The following is a 14,672-nucleotide window of genomic DNA, read 5'->3' as shown; positions in this document are numbered from 1 at the left end:
CTCTTGACCGGAGCGGCTCGCCGCCAGTGAGCTGCGGATAGGACGACGCCCATGGGCCTTCTCGACGGCATGCTCGGCAACGCCTCCCGGATCGACCCCCGAGCCGCAGCACAGGAGTTCGGGCGCTCCTTGCCCACGGCGAGCAAGTCCACGCCGCCTACCAACTCATCCGCGACTCATTCCTGTTCACCGACCGCCGCCTCATCCTCATCGACAAGCAGGGCATGACCGGCCGCAAGGTCGAGTACCACTCCGTTCCCTACCGCAGCATCACCCACTTCTCCGTCGAGACCGCCGGCACCTTCGACCTCGACGCCGAACTCAAGATCTGGCTCTCCGGCATGGCCACCCCCATCCAGAAGCAGTCGGCAAGGGCGTCGACGTCTACGAAGTCCAGGCACTGCTCAGCGCGCACGTCGCCCGCTGGTCGACGGGCCGACGGCAGAGCTCGCGCTGACCGCGGTAGATCCGGGAGAACCGCTCCTGCCTTGGGATGCGGGCGGCAAGGTTCCACGGCCGGGCCCCGATGCCGCGGTCGGGCTGGTCGTAGCCGGCGGTGCCGATCTCCGAGCCGGGCGGCCCGTAGAGGATCTGGGTGGTGGCAGCGGCGGGCTCGTCGTTGAGATCACCGAGCACGATCACCGCCCGCTCGCTGCCCTACCCGCCGAGCAGCCCGGTGGCGGCCTCCCGCACGGTGACGGCTTCGGCGGCGCGCCGGTAGAGGCGTAGGCGCCACAGCGGGCCCACAGCCCCTCGTCGGAGGTGGTGAACGCGCCGCCGGGGAAGGTGAGCAGCTTCGACTTCAGATGACACGTGATCAGCTCGATCGGGTGCCCGACGCACGGCGGCGGCCAGCGCGGGACGGCCCATCGCGCCCTCGCTCGTGTCACTGTCGTCGACCTGGATCGACGGGGGATCGACGGAGCCGGCGGGACGGCGAGCAGGAGCCCGCCGGAGGTCTGGGCGTCGGCCAGCTGCAATTGCCGGGTCGGATCGTGGGCGCCGGGGTCGAACCAGCCTGCAGCGAGGGCGTCATGCAGCGTGCGGCGGCTGCCGTCCGGGGCGCTCCCGGCCCGGACGAGGTCGATCACCCCGGGCAGCAGAGCTCCTGCGCCGGCAGCTCGCGCCATCGGTCCTGTCACACGTAGGTGTAGGGGCCGTAGGTCTCGGTGAGGCCGTGGACGTGGACGTGGACGTGGACGTGGACGTGGACGATGGTGAACCCCATCGCCTCCCTCTCGAACAGGGTCGTCGGGCTCGGCGGCGCCCCACCCCGGTGGTGATCACCGGCCGGTCGAGCCAGTGGGCCTGCGGCGCGTTCAGGATGGTCGTGATGACCGTGGGCGCACCGTTGAGGTGGGTGGCCCCGTGGCGGTCGATCAGCTCCCACATCCTGTCCCCACGTATCTCCCGCAGGCAGATCTGGGTGCCACCGGCGGCGACCAGGCCCCAGGTGGTGCACCAGCCGTTGCAGTGGACATCGGCAGCGTCCACAGGTAGACGCTGTCCGCGGCATGGGCGCAGATCTCGCCGAAGGAGTTCAGGTAGGCGCCGCGATGGGTGTACACGACCCCCTTCGGGCGTCCGGTGGTGCCCGAGGTGTAGTTGATCGAGGTCGGAGCCCGCTCGTCCGAGACGTCCCACACCAGCTCCCCACCCTCGCGCTCGGCGCCCGCGGGCAGCTCCGCGAAGGGGACCGCCCCGGGATCTCCGCGCCGGCCGCCGGGCCGTGGGGGTCGTCCGCGACGGCGATGGTCCGCACCGTCTGCAGTGACGCGGCGATCGAACCGACCGTGCCCGCGTACTCGGCGTCGACGACGAGCACCGAGGCGCCGCTGTGGTCGAGGATGTGGCGGACCCGGGGCGGGCCGCGTGTTGATCGCGACCGGTACCGCACCGGCCAGCGGGACCGCGAAGTGCACGGCCAGCACCTCCGGGGTGTTGGGCATCAGGTGCGCGACCCGGTCCCCGGGCCGACCCCGGCCGCCGGCGCAGCATCCGGGCCCGCTGCTCGACCTGCGCGGTGAGCTCGCGGTATGTCCACGAGTCCTCGCCGTGCACAACGGCCGGCTTGTCCGCGTGGACAGTCGCCGACCGCCGCAGGAACGACAGCGGCGTCAGTTCCGTGATCGAAGTGTCCATCGTGGGTGTGTTCAGCCGAGCCGGGCGAAGTCGATGATCGACTGAAAGTCCATGCCGCGCAGCGTGCCGTAGCCCGGGCCCCACCCGGTGCCCAGGCGGGAGGCGATGAACGCCTCGGCCACCACCGTCGGGGCGTGCTCGACCAGCAGTGCGGCCTGCACGGCCAGCGCGAGGCGGGTGACCAGGTAGCGGGCGGTGTGCTCCGGGGACATCACGAGCTCGTCGATCTCGTCCACGGCCTGGGCGAGCAGCGGGTGCGCGGCCGCGGCCGGGCGGATCTCGTCGAGCACCGGCTCGATCGCCTTCGGCTCACGGGTGAGCACCCGGCCCACGTCCATCACCATCATGTTGGAGGTGCCCTCCCAGATGGCGTTGAGCGGCGCCTCCCGGTAGTAGCGCGGGCAGGGGTGCTCCTCGATGTAGGCGTTGCCGCCGATGGACTGGATGACCTCCTCGGTCACACTCGAGACCCGTCGGCAGTTCCAGAACTTCGCCACCGGGGTGAGCAGCCGGCTCACCAGCCGCTCGGACACGTCGTCCTGCGCGTCCTCGGCGCGCGCGACCCGGAACCCCAGATGCGCCGCACCGGCCCACTCCAGGGCGAGGTCGGCCAGGACGGGGGCCTGGATCGGCAGGGCGGAGAGCTTCGCCCCGAACGCCGACCGGTTGTCGTTGTAGTACAGGCCCTGCGACAGCGCGGCGCGCATCAGCCCGGCGGAGCCGACGGCGAAGTCCAGGCGCGTGTACTCCGCGGAGGACAAGATCGTGCGCACCCCCTTGCCCTCCTCCCCGACCAGGAACGCCTCGGCGTCGTGGTACTCGATCTCCGAGGACGCGTTGGCCTTGTTCCCGAGCTTGTCCTTGAGGCGGTTGATCTTGATCCCGTTCAGCGAGCCGTCCTCGCGGCGGCGCGGGATCAGCAGGCACGACACCCCACCCTGCGTCTGGGCGACGGTGAGGTAGCAGTCCGACATCGGCACCGAGGCGAACCACTTGTGCCCGTTGACCAGGTACCGCTCCCCCGGGCCGCGCTCACCGACCGGACGGGCCACGGTGACGTTGGCGCGCAGGTCCGAGCCGCCGTGCTTCTCGGTCATGAAGTAGCCGATGGTGCCCGCGGACTTCCGGGTGACCGGCACGTCGGCGGGGTCGTACCCCTCGGCTTCCAGGGCGCGGGCGAACGGGGCGAGCTCGGGCTGGCTGCGCAGCACCGGGATCGAGGCATACGCCATGCCGATCGGGCAGGCGGTCGAGCCGTCGATCTGGTTCCACAGATACGACAGGACCGCCCGCGCGGCGTGCGATCCGGGCCGGTCGGCGGTCCAGGCCAGTGAGTGGACCCCGGAGCCGAATCCGAGGCTCATCAGCTGGTGGTAGGCGGGGTGGAAGTCGACGTCGTAGACCTCCTCACCGATCCGGTTCAGCGTCCGCAGCTCGGGGGTGAACCGCTGCGCGTCCCGGGCGGACTTGAGCACGGTCGGGTCCCACACCTTGGCGCCGAGCGCCTCGGCGCGCTCCCACGCCCACGGGGCGTAGCGGCCGATGACGTCGGTGGCGACCTTGTCCGTGGCGAAGGCGTTGACGTCGTTGAGGTCGGGGATCAGGTTGTCCGGGATCGCCCGCTGCCGAGAGAAGTCGTCCGTGCCGGTCGTCGTGGTCTCGTCGGTGAGTCTCATGAGAGTCCTCTTCGCATCGCCCACGCAGGCGCGGGCAGTCGATCTGGGCTGGATCCGTGCTGGGTTCCGGTGCTGGGTGGCCGGACGACCTTGGGTGCGGTCACCGTCGCGCCGGTGACCGCGGCCTGGCAGAACCGGGCGATCTCGCCGCTGATCGCCGCCCGGTCCGGGGTGACGGTTTCCCGCTCGGCCAGGGGTGCGACGACGCCCTCGAGGAATGCCCCCACGATGGCGGCGCCGCGGATGCGGGCGTCCTGCGTGGCGAACTCGCCGGAGTCGATGCCCTCGGCGATCAGCCCGGCGAAGGCCTCGGCGAGTCCGGCGCGGGCCTCCAGGCGGACCTGGTCGACGTCGGGGTCCATCGGCTCGGCGATCACCGCGTACGCCAACCCCTCGCCACGCAGCGCCCGGTCGACGAAGGTCGCCACCGCGTCCCCGATCCGCTCCGCCGCCGTGCGGGCGGCCTCGGCGGCGACGGCCTGCACCACCTCGAGTTCACGGACGCAGACATCGCGCAGCATCTCCGAGAACAGCGACGCCTTCGACGGGAAGTGCCGGTAGATCGACCCCGTCGCCACATCCGCGACCGAGGCGACCACCGCCACCTGCGCCGCCGCAAAGCCCTGCTCTGCCACCACCACTCGCGCGGCCTCCAGGATGCGACGCCGGGCATCGGCCTGCCGCGCGGCGACCCGCGGGCTCAACGCACGCGACGCCGGCGCGTCACCGGATGACGTCACTGCACCCCTGGTGGATGCCTGCCGTGCCGTGGCCCGCTTCGTCACGGTCTGCTCCAGTCTTCGTGCCGGTGTCGAACACCCGCTAGTGAATCCGTATTCAAGACTGAACCAAAGTTCATCCTGGGGTCAACCCCTGGGTTCCCAGCGCCTCGGTCTGTCCGCGCCCTGCGGTCAGCCGATGACCTGCTCGACGAGCAGGGCGGCACCGATAACGATCACCGCTACGCCGGACACGCGGGAGACGATGCGGGCAGCGGTGGGCCGGGAGCGCAGGACCTGGCGGGCTCCGATGCCGACGCCGGCGTCCTCGGACTCGACTTCGAAGCACTCGTCTTCGTGACCATGCGCGACTCCGACCGCGACACCCTCGACGCATTCGAGGACACCGTCAGCGCGCTTTCTCACGTCCAACAGGCGCAACGACTGTTCGGCACGCCGGACTACCTCCTGCGCGTACTGACCCGAGATCTCGCCGCCTTCCAACGCCTCTACGACGACGAGCTCGCTCGACTCCCCGGTGTCCAGAAGCTCAGCTCCACCCTCGTGATGAAGCGGATCACCGAGAACCAGCCCCTCCCGCTGTAGAGGTGCCTGGTCAGGCAACTGCGCGACGTGCCGCTCGGCTTCGATCGAAATCGGTCAGGCAGCAGGACGTGCTCGCGCACCCAGGCCACGCTCTCGGCGGTCACGGCGTCCGCTCTCGGAGACCGCATGCGTTGCGCCGGGGAGCACGGACACCTGCGAGCCGCGCGGGGGGCAGGTGCGCGCCGGCGGCGGTGTTGGCCTCGCGGCCGCACGGCACGAACCCGGTCCGGCACGTGCTGGCGACTGTGCCCTGGACGAGGACGCCGCCCGCGTGGTGGCCAGGTGGACCTGCTCGCCGACTGCCGCGCGGTCATGGACCGCCTGCCGGTCAAGGCCATGCACACGGGCGAGCTCCGCGACACGCTAGCCGCTCGAGCGCCCGGCGTGCGGGGCCACCTCGACGCCGAAGCGCTGTCGAGCATGCTGCGCGCGGCCCGGGTGAAGCTCGGCACGGTCTGGTCGGCCGCCGGAATCCAGGAGAACGTGAGCGCGTCGGGGGTCGTGCACTACACGACGTCCGACGAAACGGCGACAACCATCACCCTTCGCGGTCGCGTGCTGTCGGACAGCCAGCGCTACACCCAGGTATCCGTGCAGAAGGATGACCAGAGCGTCTTCCACTTCCGCTGACTTCGGCGCGAATGTTTCCGGTCTCGCGAATGATCTCGGGCCCGCTTTTGGTGCTACCGCGTCGTCAGTTGCCACGTCTGGTCCACAAACGTTCCCGACTGTTGTCGTGAAACCCGAGCAGAAGGCCCTGTGTGCTGGACGTTGATCGGTAGCGCGTCGACCTTCCGAAGCGGCGATCGGGCCGTCTACGGACGTGGCGCACCGACAGCACGGTGTCGGCCGGGTTGCGGGCCTGCACGTCGAGGGATCGGTGATCGTCCACGACCGGTTCGAGGATGAGCCAGGACCCCGCCGGACCGCCTCGTTCTCGACCTTCCACCCGACCTGCTCACAGAGGCCCGGCGTCGACGCCCAGCCGGATCGCACTCCGATCTGCATGACCGGCCGCCGCCGGCACTTGTCGGGGGCGGAATCGGCGCACGGCCGTGCGGGGCGAGCGCGCGCCCTCTCCTCTTGACATGGTGCTCGACCGCCGTCACCCTAACCGCGATACCCGGAACGTGGGTTCCATAATATGAAACTCATGTGGATCTCGTGTCGCCATTCATAGGGACTGGCCGTCGAGCGCGGTGCGTGTTCAGCCTCTATGGCGGCCCGATCGGGGCCCGGTTTGCGAACCCGTCGTGAAGGGTGTCCGCCCATGTATCTGCTGTTCGCCGATTCGGTATCCGCCCAGACCATTGCCGAACTCGAGTCGCGGGGACACCGGTGTGCGGTGGAGCCTGCTTTGACCGCGGCGGACCTGCCGGGTCGGATCGCAGGCGTCGACGGGCTGGTGGTCCGCAGCACGAAGGTCGACCGCGCGGTGTTCGAGGCCGCGGACAAGCTCGCCCTGGTGATCCGGGCCGGTGCCGGCACGAATGCCATCGACATCGAGGTCGCGGCCCGCAAGGGTGTTCTGGTCTGCAACGTGCCCGGCCGCAACGCGGTCGCGGTCGCCGAGCTCACGATGGGGTTGATCCTCGCGCTGGACCGCAGGATCGCCGACAACGTTGCCGACGCGCGGCAGGGCCGTTGGGCGAAATCGACCTACACCGAGGCCAACGGGCTGCTCGGCAGCACCCTGGGCATCCTCGGCCTGGGCTCGATCGGCCTCGCCGTGGCCGAGCGGGCAGCCGGGTTCGGGATGCGGATCGGCTGTCTGGACCGTGCCGGCCGCAGCCAGGCCACCCGCGACCGGCTGGCCGAGCTCGACGTCGCGTGCTACCCCACGGTGCCGGACCTGCTCGCCGCCTCCGACGTGGTGAGCCTCCACGTACCGTTGTCGCCGGAGACCAAGAACCTCGTGGACGCCGAGTTCCTGGCCGCCATGAAACCTTGCGCGGTCCTGGTCAACACCTCACGTGGTGAGGTGGTCGACGAGGCGGCGCTGCTCCCGGCACTGGATGCCGGCCACGTCCGCGCAGGTCTCGATGTCTTCGCCGACGAGCCCAGCTCGGGCATCGCCGAGTGGGACTCGCCGCTGGCCAGACATCCGCGGGTGGTGGCCACCCACCATATCGGCGCTTCCACCGCACAGGCCCAGGCCGCGATCGCCGCGGGGGTTGTGGAGATCGTCGACGCGTTCGCGGCAGGCGAGGCGCGCAACTGTGTCAACCTCTCACCCCGCGGACTGGGCAGCGCCACCCTCACCGTGCGTCACCTCGACAAGGTCGGCGTACTGGCCAGCGTGCTGGAGTTGCTGCGTGAGGCGAGGCTCAACGTCGAACACATGCAGAACCGGATCTTCGCAGGCGGCGTGGCGGCCGTCGCCACCATCGATGTCGCAGGCATCGTGCCCACAGACCTGCTGGCAGGCCTCGATGCGCTCCCCGAGGTGCTGGGCAGCTCGCTGATCACCCTCGACTCCACCGGCACGGAGCTCGGATGACCCGCGGATACGCGCCAGAAGCCACCGCTGATACGCCGGCCACGTCGGCCGGAGGGGCGACGACATGCGGCGCACAGCCCGTACGCACCTTCGCGGGCTGGCTGGTCCGCGCCGAAGCCGCCGCCGAGGAGGTGGGCCCGATGGTGGAGATTGCCATCGCCTCGCGGTTCGCGCCGCGCGCGGTACGCCCCGACTCCTACGAGCCGATGCCCCCGGCGCTCTACGTCTACCGGCAGAGCACGCCGCACGGCCACCACATCGGCATCGTCTGCGACATCATGCCAGAGGCGTTCCTCGACGGCAGGGTGTTGGGTCACGAGTCGGTGCAACCGCAGCGGGTCGATGGACTGACACGCTACCTGGCGACAACGCCCCAACGGGTGGATCTGGTCAGCACCCTGCACCGGGCCGGGCCGGTGGTCCGAGCGACATTGGCGCTGGCGCCCGAGCTACCGCCCGACCGCGACGTCGCCGGACTTGACGGCTCACGCCACACGGTGTGGCGAATCCCGGAAGGCCCGCAGACCGAGAAGCTGTGCCGAGAGCTGGGCGCCGCCACCCACTACATCGCCGACGGACACCACCGCGTGGCAGCCAGCCTCAACGTGCGGGCCCGCTCCGGACGGGGCTCCCGCCGCGGCGTGCTGTGCGTGGCCTACCCCCTCGACGGACTACGGCTGGCCTCCTTCGACCGGCGGGTCGCGGGTCCCGTCGACTCCGCGCTGGTCCGCGACCTGCTCGAGGCGAGCTTCCACGTCCGCCCGGTCGCCGACCCACAGGAGGCGATGGCGGCGGGTATCGCGGTCAACCTCGACCGCCGCTGGTACGTCGCGCGCTACTCCGGCGAGCGACCGCCCGGCTCGCCCGGCCTGGACGTCTCGCTGCTCCACGACCGGGTGCTCAGCGGGCTGCCCCCCGGCACCAAGATCGAGCAGACCCGCGCCCCGATCGAGGATCTCCTCACCGCATGCGAGGCCGACGGCGGCGTGCTGTTCGCGCTACCGGCGCCGCAACTCGAAACCCTCACCGCGATCGCCGACGCAGGCCAGGTCGTACCGGCCAAAAGCAGCTTCTTCTCCCCCAAACCCGGCTCGGGCATCTTCCTACGCGCCCCAGCCCCCTGACCAGGCCAAGATCGCGTCGGTGGCGCTGAGGAACCCCCCAGCCGCCACAGGACTGGGATGCTCACGCCGGAGGAGTTACCACTACGGCTTGACCAACACGTGCACACTCGAGGAGTCGAGGCCGACCTACGACAGGCTCGCGGTGCCGGGGCCGGGGCGCCCGCTCTTCCAGGCGGCGTTCGCGGACTTCACGCCCCACGCGGTGACGAGGGTCAATCGGCACAACTCGAGCCCCGCGCCGCTGCTGTTCCTCAACGGCAAGGACCACACCGTGCCCGCGGTGTCGACCCGCGCCGCCTACAAGAACCCGCCCAGCGGGCGAGGATGCTCGCGGGCCGGCGCTTCCAATCGGTGCAACATCTCACTGCGCTCTACCATCCTGCGGCATGGCCGACAACGAAGACGGCTTAGGCCGAACCCCTGGTCTGCCCCTCACCGACGAGCAGCGCGACGAGCTGGTCGCCCGACAGGCGCGCCTCAACAAGGCGCTCGCCGAGGTCGAGGCGACGCAGCACGAGCGCGACGCCTACTTCCTCGAACTGGACGACGCGGGCGTCGAGCCGAACGAGATGGCGAAGGCGCTCGGGCTGCACCGGCTGACCGTCACTCACGCGCTGACCAGCCACCGCAAGGCCGAGGCGGCGCGGCGGCTCGCTGCGGATGCGCCTCGCGCTGCAGCGCAGGCGGCCCTCGACCGGGCGCAGGAGCACGTCGATCAGGCCTGGCAGAGCTCGCCCGACTGAGGCCGCCACTGACTCGCGCCGCGCCCTGCTCGATACCGGGCTCGCGCGGCGAACGCCGGCGTCTCCTCGCCTGTCCCGACCGACCGCCGCGGCGACGCGCGCGCCGGTGTGGAAAGCGCCGGTGTGGAAATCAGCGTGTCCGCCGGCTGCTGAGTCTGCGCCTTCAGACGGTCCAACCAGGGCGGAAAACGGCATCACCCTGAAACGACACCGCGCTCCTCTCCTCCATCGAAAGTGAACGGGGAGAGACCGAGAAGAACCTTCTCAAGGCTTGCGACGAGTACGCCGCCGAGGTTCTCGGCTGGCGTGGCCACTAGGGGCCGTGCTTCTCGGATATGAGGTGGGAGACGCTCTGGCGGAGGAGCTGAGGTCGAGCCGTCATCACAGCGAGGGCGACAACCCTCCAGGCTGGTAGACATGTGACCGGATGGTCACCTATCATTCGCGCATGGAGCCGGACGACCGCGTGTTCAAGGCGTTGGCCGATCCGTCCCGTCGGCTGCTGCTCGACCGGCTGCTGGCCCGCGACGGCCAGACCCTGAGCGAACTAGAGACGCAGCTGGAGATGACCCGGTTCGGCGTCATGAAGCACCTGCGCGTGCTCGAGGAGGCTGAGCTGGTCGTCACCCGCCGCTCCGGTCGGGAGAAGCTGCACTTCCTCAACCCCGTGCCGGTACGGCTGATCCACGACCGGTGGATCGACAAGTACACCGAGCGGCGGGTGTCGCTGCTCGCCGAGCTCAAGACCCGACTGGAAGGCGGCGACGTGTCCCCCTCTGCCCCCACCGCGGTCACCCAGGTGTTCCGCGTGCACATCAAGGCCACCCCGGAGGCCGTCTGGGAAGCGATCACCTCCCCGGAGTGGTCGGCCCGCTACGGCTACGGGCCGATGGAGTTCGACCTGCGTCCCGGTGGTGCGTTCCGGGGCAGGGCCAACGAGCGCTTGCGCGCCATGGGCGTGGCCGAGGTCGTCGTCGACGGCGAGGTGCTCGAAGCCGACCCGCCACGACGCCTGGTGCAGACCTACCGGCTGCTCTTCGACCCGGCCGCCGTGGCAGAGCCGCCCACCCGCGTCACCTGGGAGCTCGAGCCGATCGGCGCCGACGTGACCCGGCTGACCGTCGTCCATCGGCTCGACGACGCCCCCGTGCACGCCCACCTCGTCGCCGGCGATGACGTGCGGTCCGGCGGCGGCTGGCCGTTCGTGCTCTCCGACCTCAAGTCCGTCCTCGAGACCGGCAGCCCGCTGCCGTCCGCCTTCTGACCGTGGAGGACCCATGTCCGACATCCAGTCCCTCCTCGACCGCGAGACCGCGCAACTGGTCGCAGCGCTCGACGCCCTCGACGACGCGCAGTGGTGCGCCCCGAGCCTGTGCGCCGGCTGGCGGATCCGGGACGTGGCGGTCCACCTGCTCATGCCCTACGAGCTCTCGGTGCCACGCTTCCTCCTCGGGATGGCCAGGGCTCGCTTCGAGTTCGACCGGCTCGCCGACCGGTGGGCCACCGAGGACACCCGCTCCCGCGGCGAGGTGATCGCGGCCCTGCACACCACGCCGCGGCGATCCTTCCGTGTGCCGGGGGCCCCGCCCGAAGCCCCGCTGTCCCACCTGGTGATCCACGCCGAGGACATCTACCGGCCACTCGGTCTGCCCCAGGGCCCGAGCGCGGCGGCGGCGACGATCGTCCTGGACCAGCTGACCGGCCCCCGCGCGCGCGGGCTGGTGCCCGCCGGCCTGCTCGACGGCCTGACCTACACGTCCACCGACACCGACTGGACAATCGGCACCGGTCCGGAGGTGCGCGCGACCGCATCAGCGCTCATCACGACGTTCGCCGGGCGCACAGCCGCACTCACCGACCTCCACGGCGACGGTGCACCCGAGGTCCACGACCGGCTCGAAGCCGCGCTGCTCGGACGCGGCGCGTCCTCGACCGGATCGGTCTGAGGCATCAGCTCGTCGACCGGGCCCGCGTAGTTGGGCCGAACGGACCTGTGCTCGGTCCGGGCCCGGCAGTCCACTCTGGGTGTGGCTCACCGCGTCGAGGAGAGCGTGGACACGACGGCCGTCCGGCTTCGCCCCGGGGCCGGTAGCCCGTCGGTGGTGATCCGGCTGCTCGGCGAGGTCAGCGCGAGCGTGCGCGGGGAGAGCGCCCCCGCGCTCATCACCCCCCGGATGCAGCGGCTGGTGGCGCGGGTGGCCCTCGCCCACGGCTCCGGCGTGTCCCGGGACCGCCTCGCCGCCGAGCTGTGGCCGGACTCGAGCGCGTCCCAGGCACGGACGAACCTCCGCAAGCTCCTCCACGACCTCCGCCACGCGACTCCCGGGGTGCCGGCGCTCGTCGACGCCCGGGACGGCGCGGTCCGCTGGTGCGCCGGACCGTCGACCTGGATCGATGTGGCTGCGTTCAACGATGCCGTGGCCCGCGGTGACCTTGCCGAGGCGGCCGAGAGCTACGGAGGCGATCTCCTGCCGGGGCTCGACGACGACTGGGTCGTCGAGGAGCGCGAGCGGCTGCGTCGCCGTGCTGTCGAGGCGCTCGCCGGCCTGGCGACGGCGGCCGAGGCCGGACGGTGCGACGACGACGCCATCAGGCACACCCGGCGTCTGCTGCGGCTCGACCCCCTCCACGAACCGGCCGGCCGGCTGCTGATGCGGGCACACGCCCGGCAGGGCGAGCGGAGCGAGGCGCTGCGGACGTACGAGCGTCTCCGGGACGGCCTGGAGCGAGAGCTTCATGTCCGGCCCGAACCCGCGACCACCGCCCTGGTCGAGGAGCTGCGGTCCCCGTCCCCGGGGCTCGCGCTCGTCGGACGGCGGGCCGAGTGGCAGGCGGCGCTCGCCGCGTGGGAGCAGGCCGCGCAAGGCCGCGCACGGCTGCTCTGCGTGACTGGCGAGGCGGGCATCGGGAAGTCCCGCCTCGTCGAGGAACTGGCCCGGCACGCGGCCGCCGACGGCCACGCCGTGGCCTACGGGCGCGCGTACGAGGCCGGGGGCCGGCCGCCGTGGGGCCCGGTGATCGACTGGCTGCGCTCCGGGCCCGTGTCGACACGCCTGCACACCCTCGACGACGCCTGTCTGGTCGAGCTCGCCCGCCTGCTGCCCGAGCTCCGCGCCGAGCGCCCCCACCTTCACGACGTTCTCTCCTCCGGCGAGGTGAGCGGGCGCCGCCATCTCCTCGACGCCGTCGTCCGCGGTCTCCTGGCCGTGCACCGTCCGCTGCTGCTGGTCGTCGACGATCTCCAGTGGTGCGACGCCGACACGCTCGACCTGTGCGGCTACCTGGTCCAGAGCGCTCCGTCGGCTCCGGTGCTCGTGACCGGCACGCTCCGGGACGACGAGGTGGACGACGCGCACCCCGTCACGACGCTGCGCGGCCGTCTCGCCCGGGCCGGCGCCCTGTCGGTGATCCCCCTCGGGCCGCTCGACGAGCAGGCGACCGCGGAGATGGCCACCCTCGTCGGCCAGCGGGAGATGCCCACCGAGGCGGCGGCCCGGCTTCACGAGGAGACCGAGGGCAACCCGCTCTTCATCAGCGAGGCCGTGCGGGCCGGGTTCGGCACGTGCGCACCCGGGTCGGTCAGGATGACCCCCACCGTGCGTGCGGTGATCAGCGCCCGCCTCGACCGTCTCACGCCGGAGGCCCGGAGGCTCGCGGAGGTGGCGGCGACCATCGGCCGCGAGTTCACGGTGCCCACGCTGGCCGCAGCGGCCGGCCGCAGCGAGGACGACCTGACCGACGATCTCGACGAGCTGTGGCGACGGCACATCGTCCGCGCCCGGGGCACCGCCTACGACTTCAGCCACGACCGGCTGCGCGACGTGACGCTGGACTCGATCAGCCCGGCACGCCGGCGCAAGCTCCACCGCTGGGTCGCCGAGGCCATCGAGGCGCAGCACGCGGCAGATCTCGGCCCGGTCGGCGCGCGCCTCGCGCTCCACTTCGTCGGCGCAGGTCTGGGATCCCGCGCCGTCGAGGCCTACGAATGCGCAGCCCGGCACGCCTACCAGGTGTTCGCCCTCGACGCCTGCATCGCGCTTCTCCGACGGGCGTTGCGGCTGCTGGACGACCTCCCGCGGAGTGCGGTCAGGGACGAGATCGAGCTGCGGCTGCTCACTGCGATGTATGCGCCGCTGGTCGCGCGGCGGGGGTACGGGGCGGCGGAGGTCAGGCCCTGTCACGAGCGTGCGCTCACGCTGCACCGCAGGCTTGGCCGCTGTCCCGATCCGTCGCTGCTACGCGGGCTCGCGCTCCACGCGATCGCCCGCTGCCGGTTCGACCGGGCCGAGGAGAACGGCCACGCTCTGATCGCCGCGGGGCAGGTCGATCGCACCGCCCGCGTCGAGGGCGACTACGTGCTCGGTGTGACGTGTTTCTGGCGCGGTGAGTTCGCCGCCGCCGAGCGTCACCTCGGCGAGGCGATCGCCCGGTACCGCCGCGAGGACGCCCCGGAGCACATCGCGCGGTACGCGCAGGATCCCTTGGCCGTGTGCCTGTCCCGGCTCGCGCTCACCCAGCTCTTCCGCGGCGACACGGCGCGGGCCGACCGGTCGATGCGGGAGGCGCTGCGGGTGACGACCGAGCTCGAGCATCCGATGACCACCGGGTACGTCCGCGCCTTCGAGGCGGAGCTCGCCGCGCTCGAGCCCGCTGGCCACGACCTCGGCGCGGCGGTGGCGGCCCTGGACAGAGTGACCTCGACGATGCACATCGGCTTCTTCGCCGTGATCGCCGAGTTGTTGATCGGCTGGTCGGACCTCCTCGACGGCCACCACCGCGGCCTCACCATCCTTCGCAGGGCCACCGACCGCATGCGCGGTGACCAGCCGCTGCACCTGACGTTCGGGCTCAGCCTGCTGGCCCGCGGCCACCACCGGTGCGCCGACCCGGCGGCCGGCCGGGCGGTCGTGGCGGAGGCACTCGGCCTGACCAGCCGCACCGGCCAGCGTTATCTGCTGGCGGAGCTCCTCCGCATCGACGCGGAGCTGCTCGCCTCCTCCGGTGACCCGGGCGGAGCCGTCGACCGGCTCGAGCGAGCGGTCCGGACGGCGGTCGAGATGAAGTCGCCGTGGCTGCGCGACCGCGCGCTCGTCACGCTGGCGGCCCTGCGAGGTGGCGACTGATCGGGAACGCTCCCGGAACGCCCGTCCGGGACAGTCGCC

The 14,672-nt window shown here is 71.5% G+C and carries 11 protein-coding genes and 2 pseudogenes; 9 read left to right on the top strand and 4 right to left on the bottom strand.

Features of this window, described 5'->3' with window-relative positions; translation table 11 throughout:
* Positions 1-51 precede the first annotated feature (51 nt).
* Positions 52-457 (top strand): annotated as a pseudogene (locus tag ACQP04_RS09690) (PH domain-containing protein).
* Here the strand turns inward: ACQP04_RS09690 and ACQP04_RS09685 are convergent.
* The 4 genes and pseudogenes from ACQP04_RS09685 to ACQP04_RS09670 all read right to left on the bottom strand — a co-directional run bounded on the left by ACQP04_RS09685 (position 385) and on the right by ACQP04_RS09670 (position 4,558).
* Positions 385-642: a hypothetical protein gene (locus ACQP04_RS09685; RefSeq protein WP_433508532.1), complete on the bottom strand. Its 258-nt coding sequence runs from the start codon at positions 640-642 to the stop codon at positions 385-387. The pseudogene ACQP04_RS09690 and the gene ACQP04_RS09685 sit on opposite strands and share 73 nt — an antisense overlap.
* Positions 643-1,362: 720 nt before the next feature.
* Positions 1,363-1,949, bottom strand: a pseudogene (locus ACQP04_RS09680) (AMP-binding protein); the annotation flags it as partial.
* A gap of 204 nt (positions 1,950-2,153) precedes the next feature.
* A complete protein-coding gene (locus ACQP04_RS09675) occupies positions 2,154-3,818 on the bottom strand; it encodes an acyl-CoA dehydrogenase family protein (protein ID WP_433506722.1) in 1,665 nt (554 codons plus the stop codon).
* On the bottom strand, positions 3,815-4,558 hold the full coding sequence (locus ACQP04_RS09670; protein ID WP_433506721.1) for a TetR/AcrR family transcriptional regulator: 744 nt from the start codon (positions 4,556-4,558) through the stop codon (positions 3,815-3,817). Before ACQP04_RS09670 ends, ACQP04_RS09675 begins: the two co-directional genes overlap by 4 nt.
* A 342-nt stretch (positions 4,559-4,900) precedes the next feature.
* Here ACQP04_RS09670 and ACQP04_RS09665 point away from each other — a divergent pair, with 342 nt between their 5' ends.
* From ACQP04_RS09665 to ACQP04_RS09630, 8 genes are all read left to right on the top strand, one after another.
* Positions 4,901-5,143 (top strand): Lrp/AsnC ligand binding domain-containing protein, encoded by a 243-nt coding sequence (locus ACQP04_RS09665; protein WP_433506720.1) that lies wholly within the window; start codon positions 4,901-4,903, stop codon positions 5,141-5,143.
* A gap of 282 nt (positions 5,144-5,425) precedes the next feature.
* Positions 5,426-5,773: a hypothetical protein gene (locus ACQP04_RS09660; protein ID WP_433506719.1), complete on the top strand. Its 348-nt coding sequence runs from the start codon at positions 5,426-5,428 to the stop codon at positions 5,771-5,773.
* Between the two features lie 640 nt (positions 5,774-6,413).
* Positions 6,414-7,643: an NAD(P)-dependent oxidoreductase gene (locus tag ACQP04_RS09655; RefSeq protein WP_433506718.1), complete on the top strand. Its 1,230-nt coding sequence runs from the start codon at positions 6,414-6,416 to the stop codon at positions 7,641-7,643.
* On the top strand, positions 7,640-8,767 hold the full coding sequence (locus tag ACQP04_RS09650) for a DUF1015 family protein (protein ID WP_433506717.1): 1,128 nt from the start codon (positions 7,640-7,642) through the stop codon (positions 8,765-8,767). Before ACQP04_RS09655 ends, ACQP04_RS09650 begins: the two co-directional genes overlap by 4 nt.
* A 386-nt stretch (positions 8,768-9,153) precedes the next feature.
* Positions 9,154-9,510 carry a hypothetical protein gene (locus ACQP04_RS09645; protein ID WP_433506716.1) on the top strand — a complete coding sequence of 119 codons (357 nt, stop codon included), beginning with the start codon at positions 9,154-9,156 and terminating at the stop codon, positions 9,508-9,510.
* Positions 9,511-9,958: 448 nt separating this feature from the next.
* Positions 9,959-10,774 carry an ArsR/SmtB family transcription factor gene (locus ACQP04_RS09640; RefSeq protein ID WP_433506715.1) on the top strand — a complete coding sequence of 272 codons (816 nt, stop codon included), beginning with the start codon at positions 9,959-9,961 and terminating at the stop codon, positions 10,772-10,774.
* 13 nt (positions 10,775-10,787) lie between these two features.
* Positions 10,788-11,456 (top strand): maleylpyruvate isomerase family mycothiol-dependent enzyme, encoded by a 669-nt coding sequence (locus ACQP04_RS09635; protein WP_433506714.1) that lies wholly within the window; start codon positions 10,788-10,790, stop codon positions 11,454-11,456.
* A gap of 105 nt (positions 11,457-11,561) precedes the next feature.
* Positions 11,562-14,633 carry an ATP-binding protein gene (locus ACQP04_RS09630; RefSeq protein ID WP_433506713.1) on the top strand — a complete coding sequence of 1,024 codons (3,072 nt, stop codon included), beginning with the start codon at positions 11,562-11,564 and terminating at the stop codon, positions 14,631-14,633.
* The last annotated feature ends 39 nt before the right edge of the window (positions 14,634-14,672 follow it).

This window comes from Pseudonocardia halophobica (genome assembly GCF_050948485.1).
In the GTDB taxonomy this organism is placed as follows: Bacteria; Actinomycetota; Actinomycetes; order Mycobacteriales; family Pseudonocardiaceae; genus Pseudonocardia; species Pseudonocardia halophobica.
Note: the sequence above shows the minus strand (reverse complement) of the source record. Positions and strands in the feature narration are given on the sequence as shown.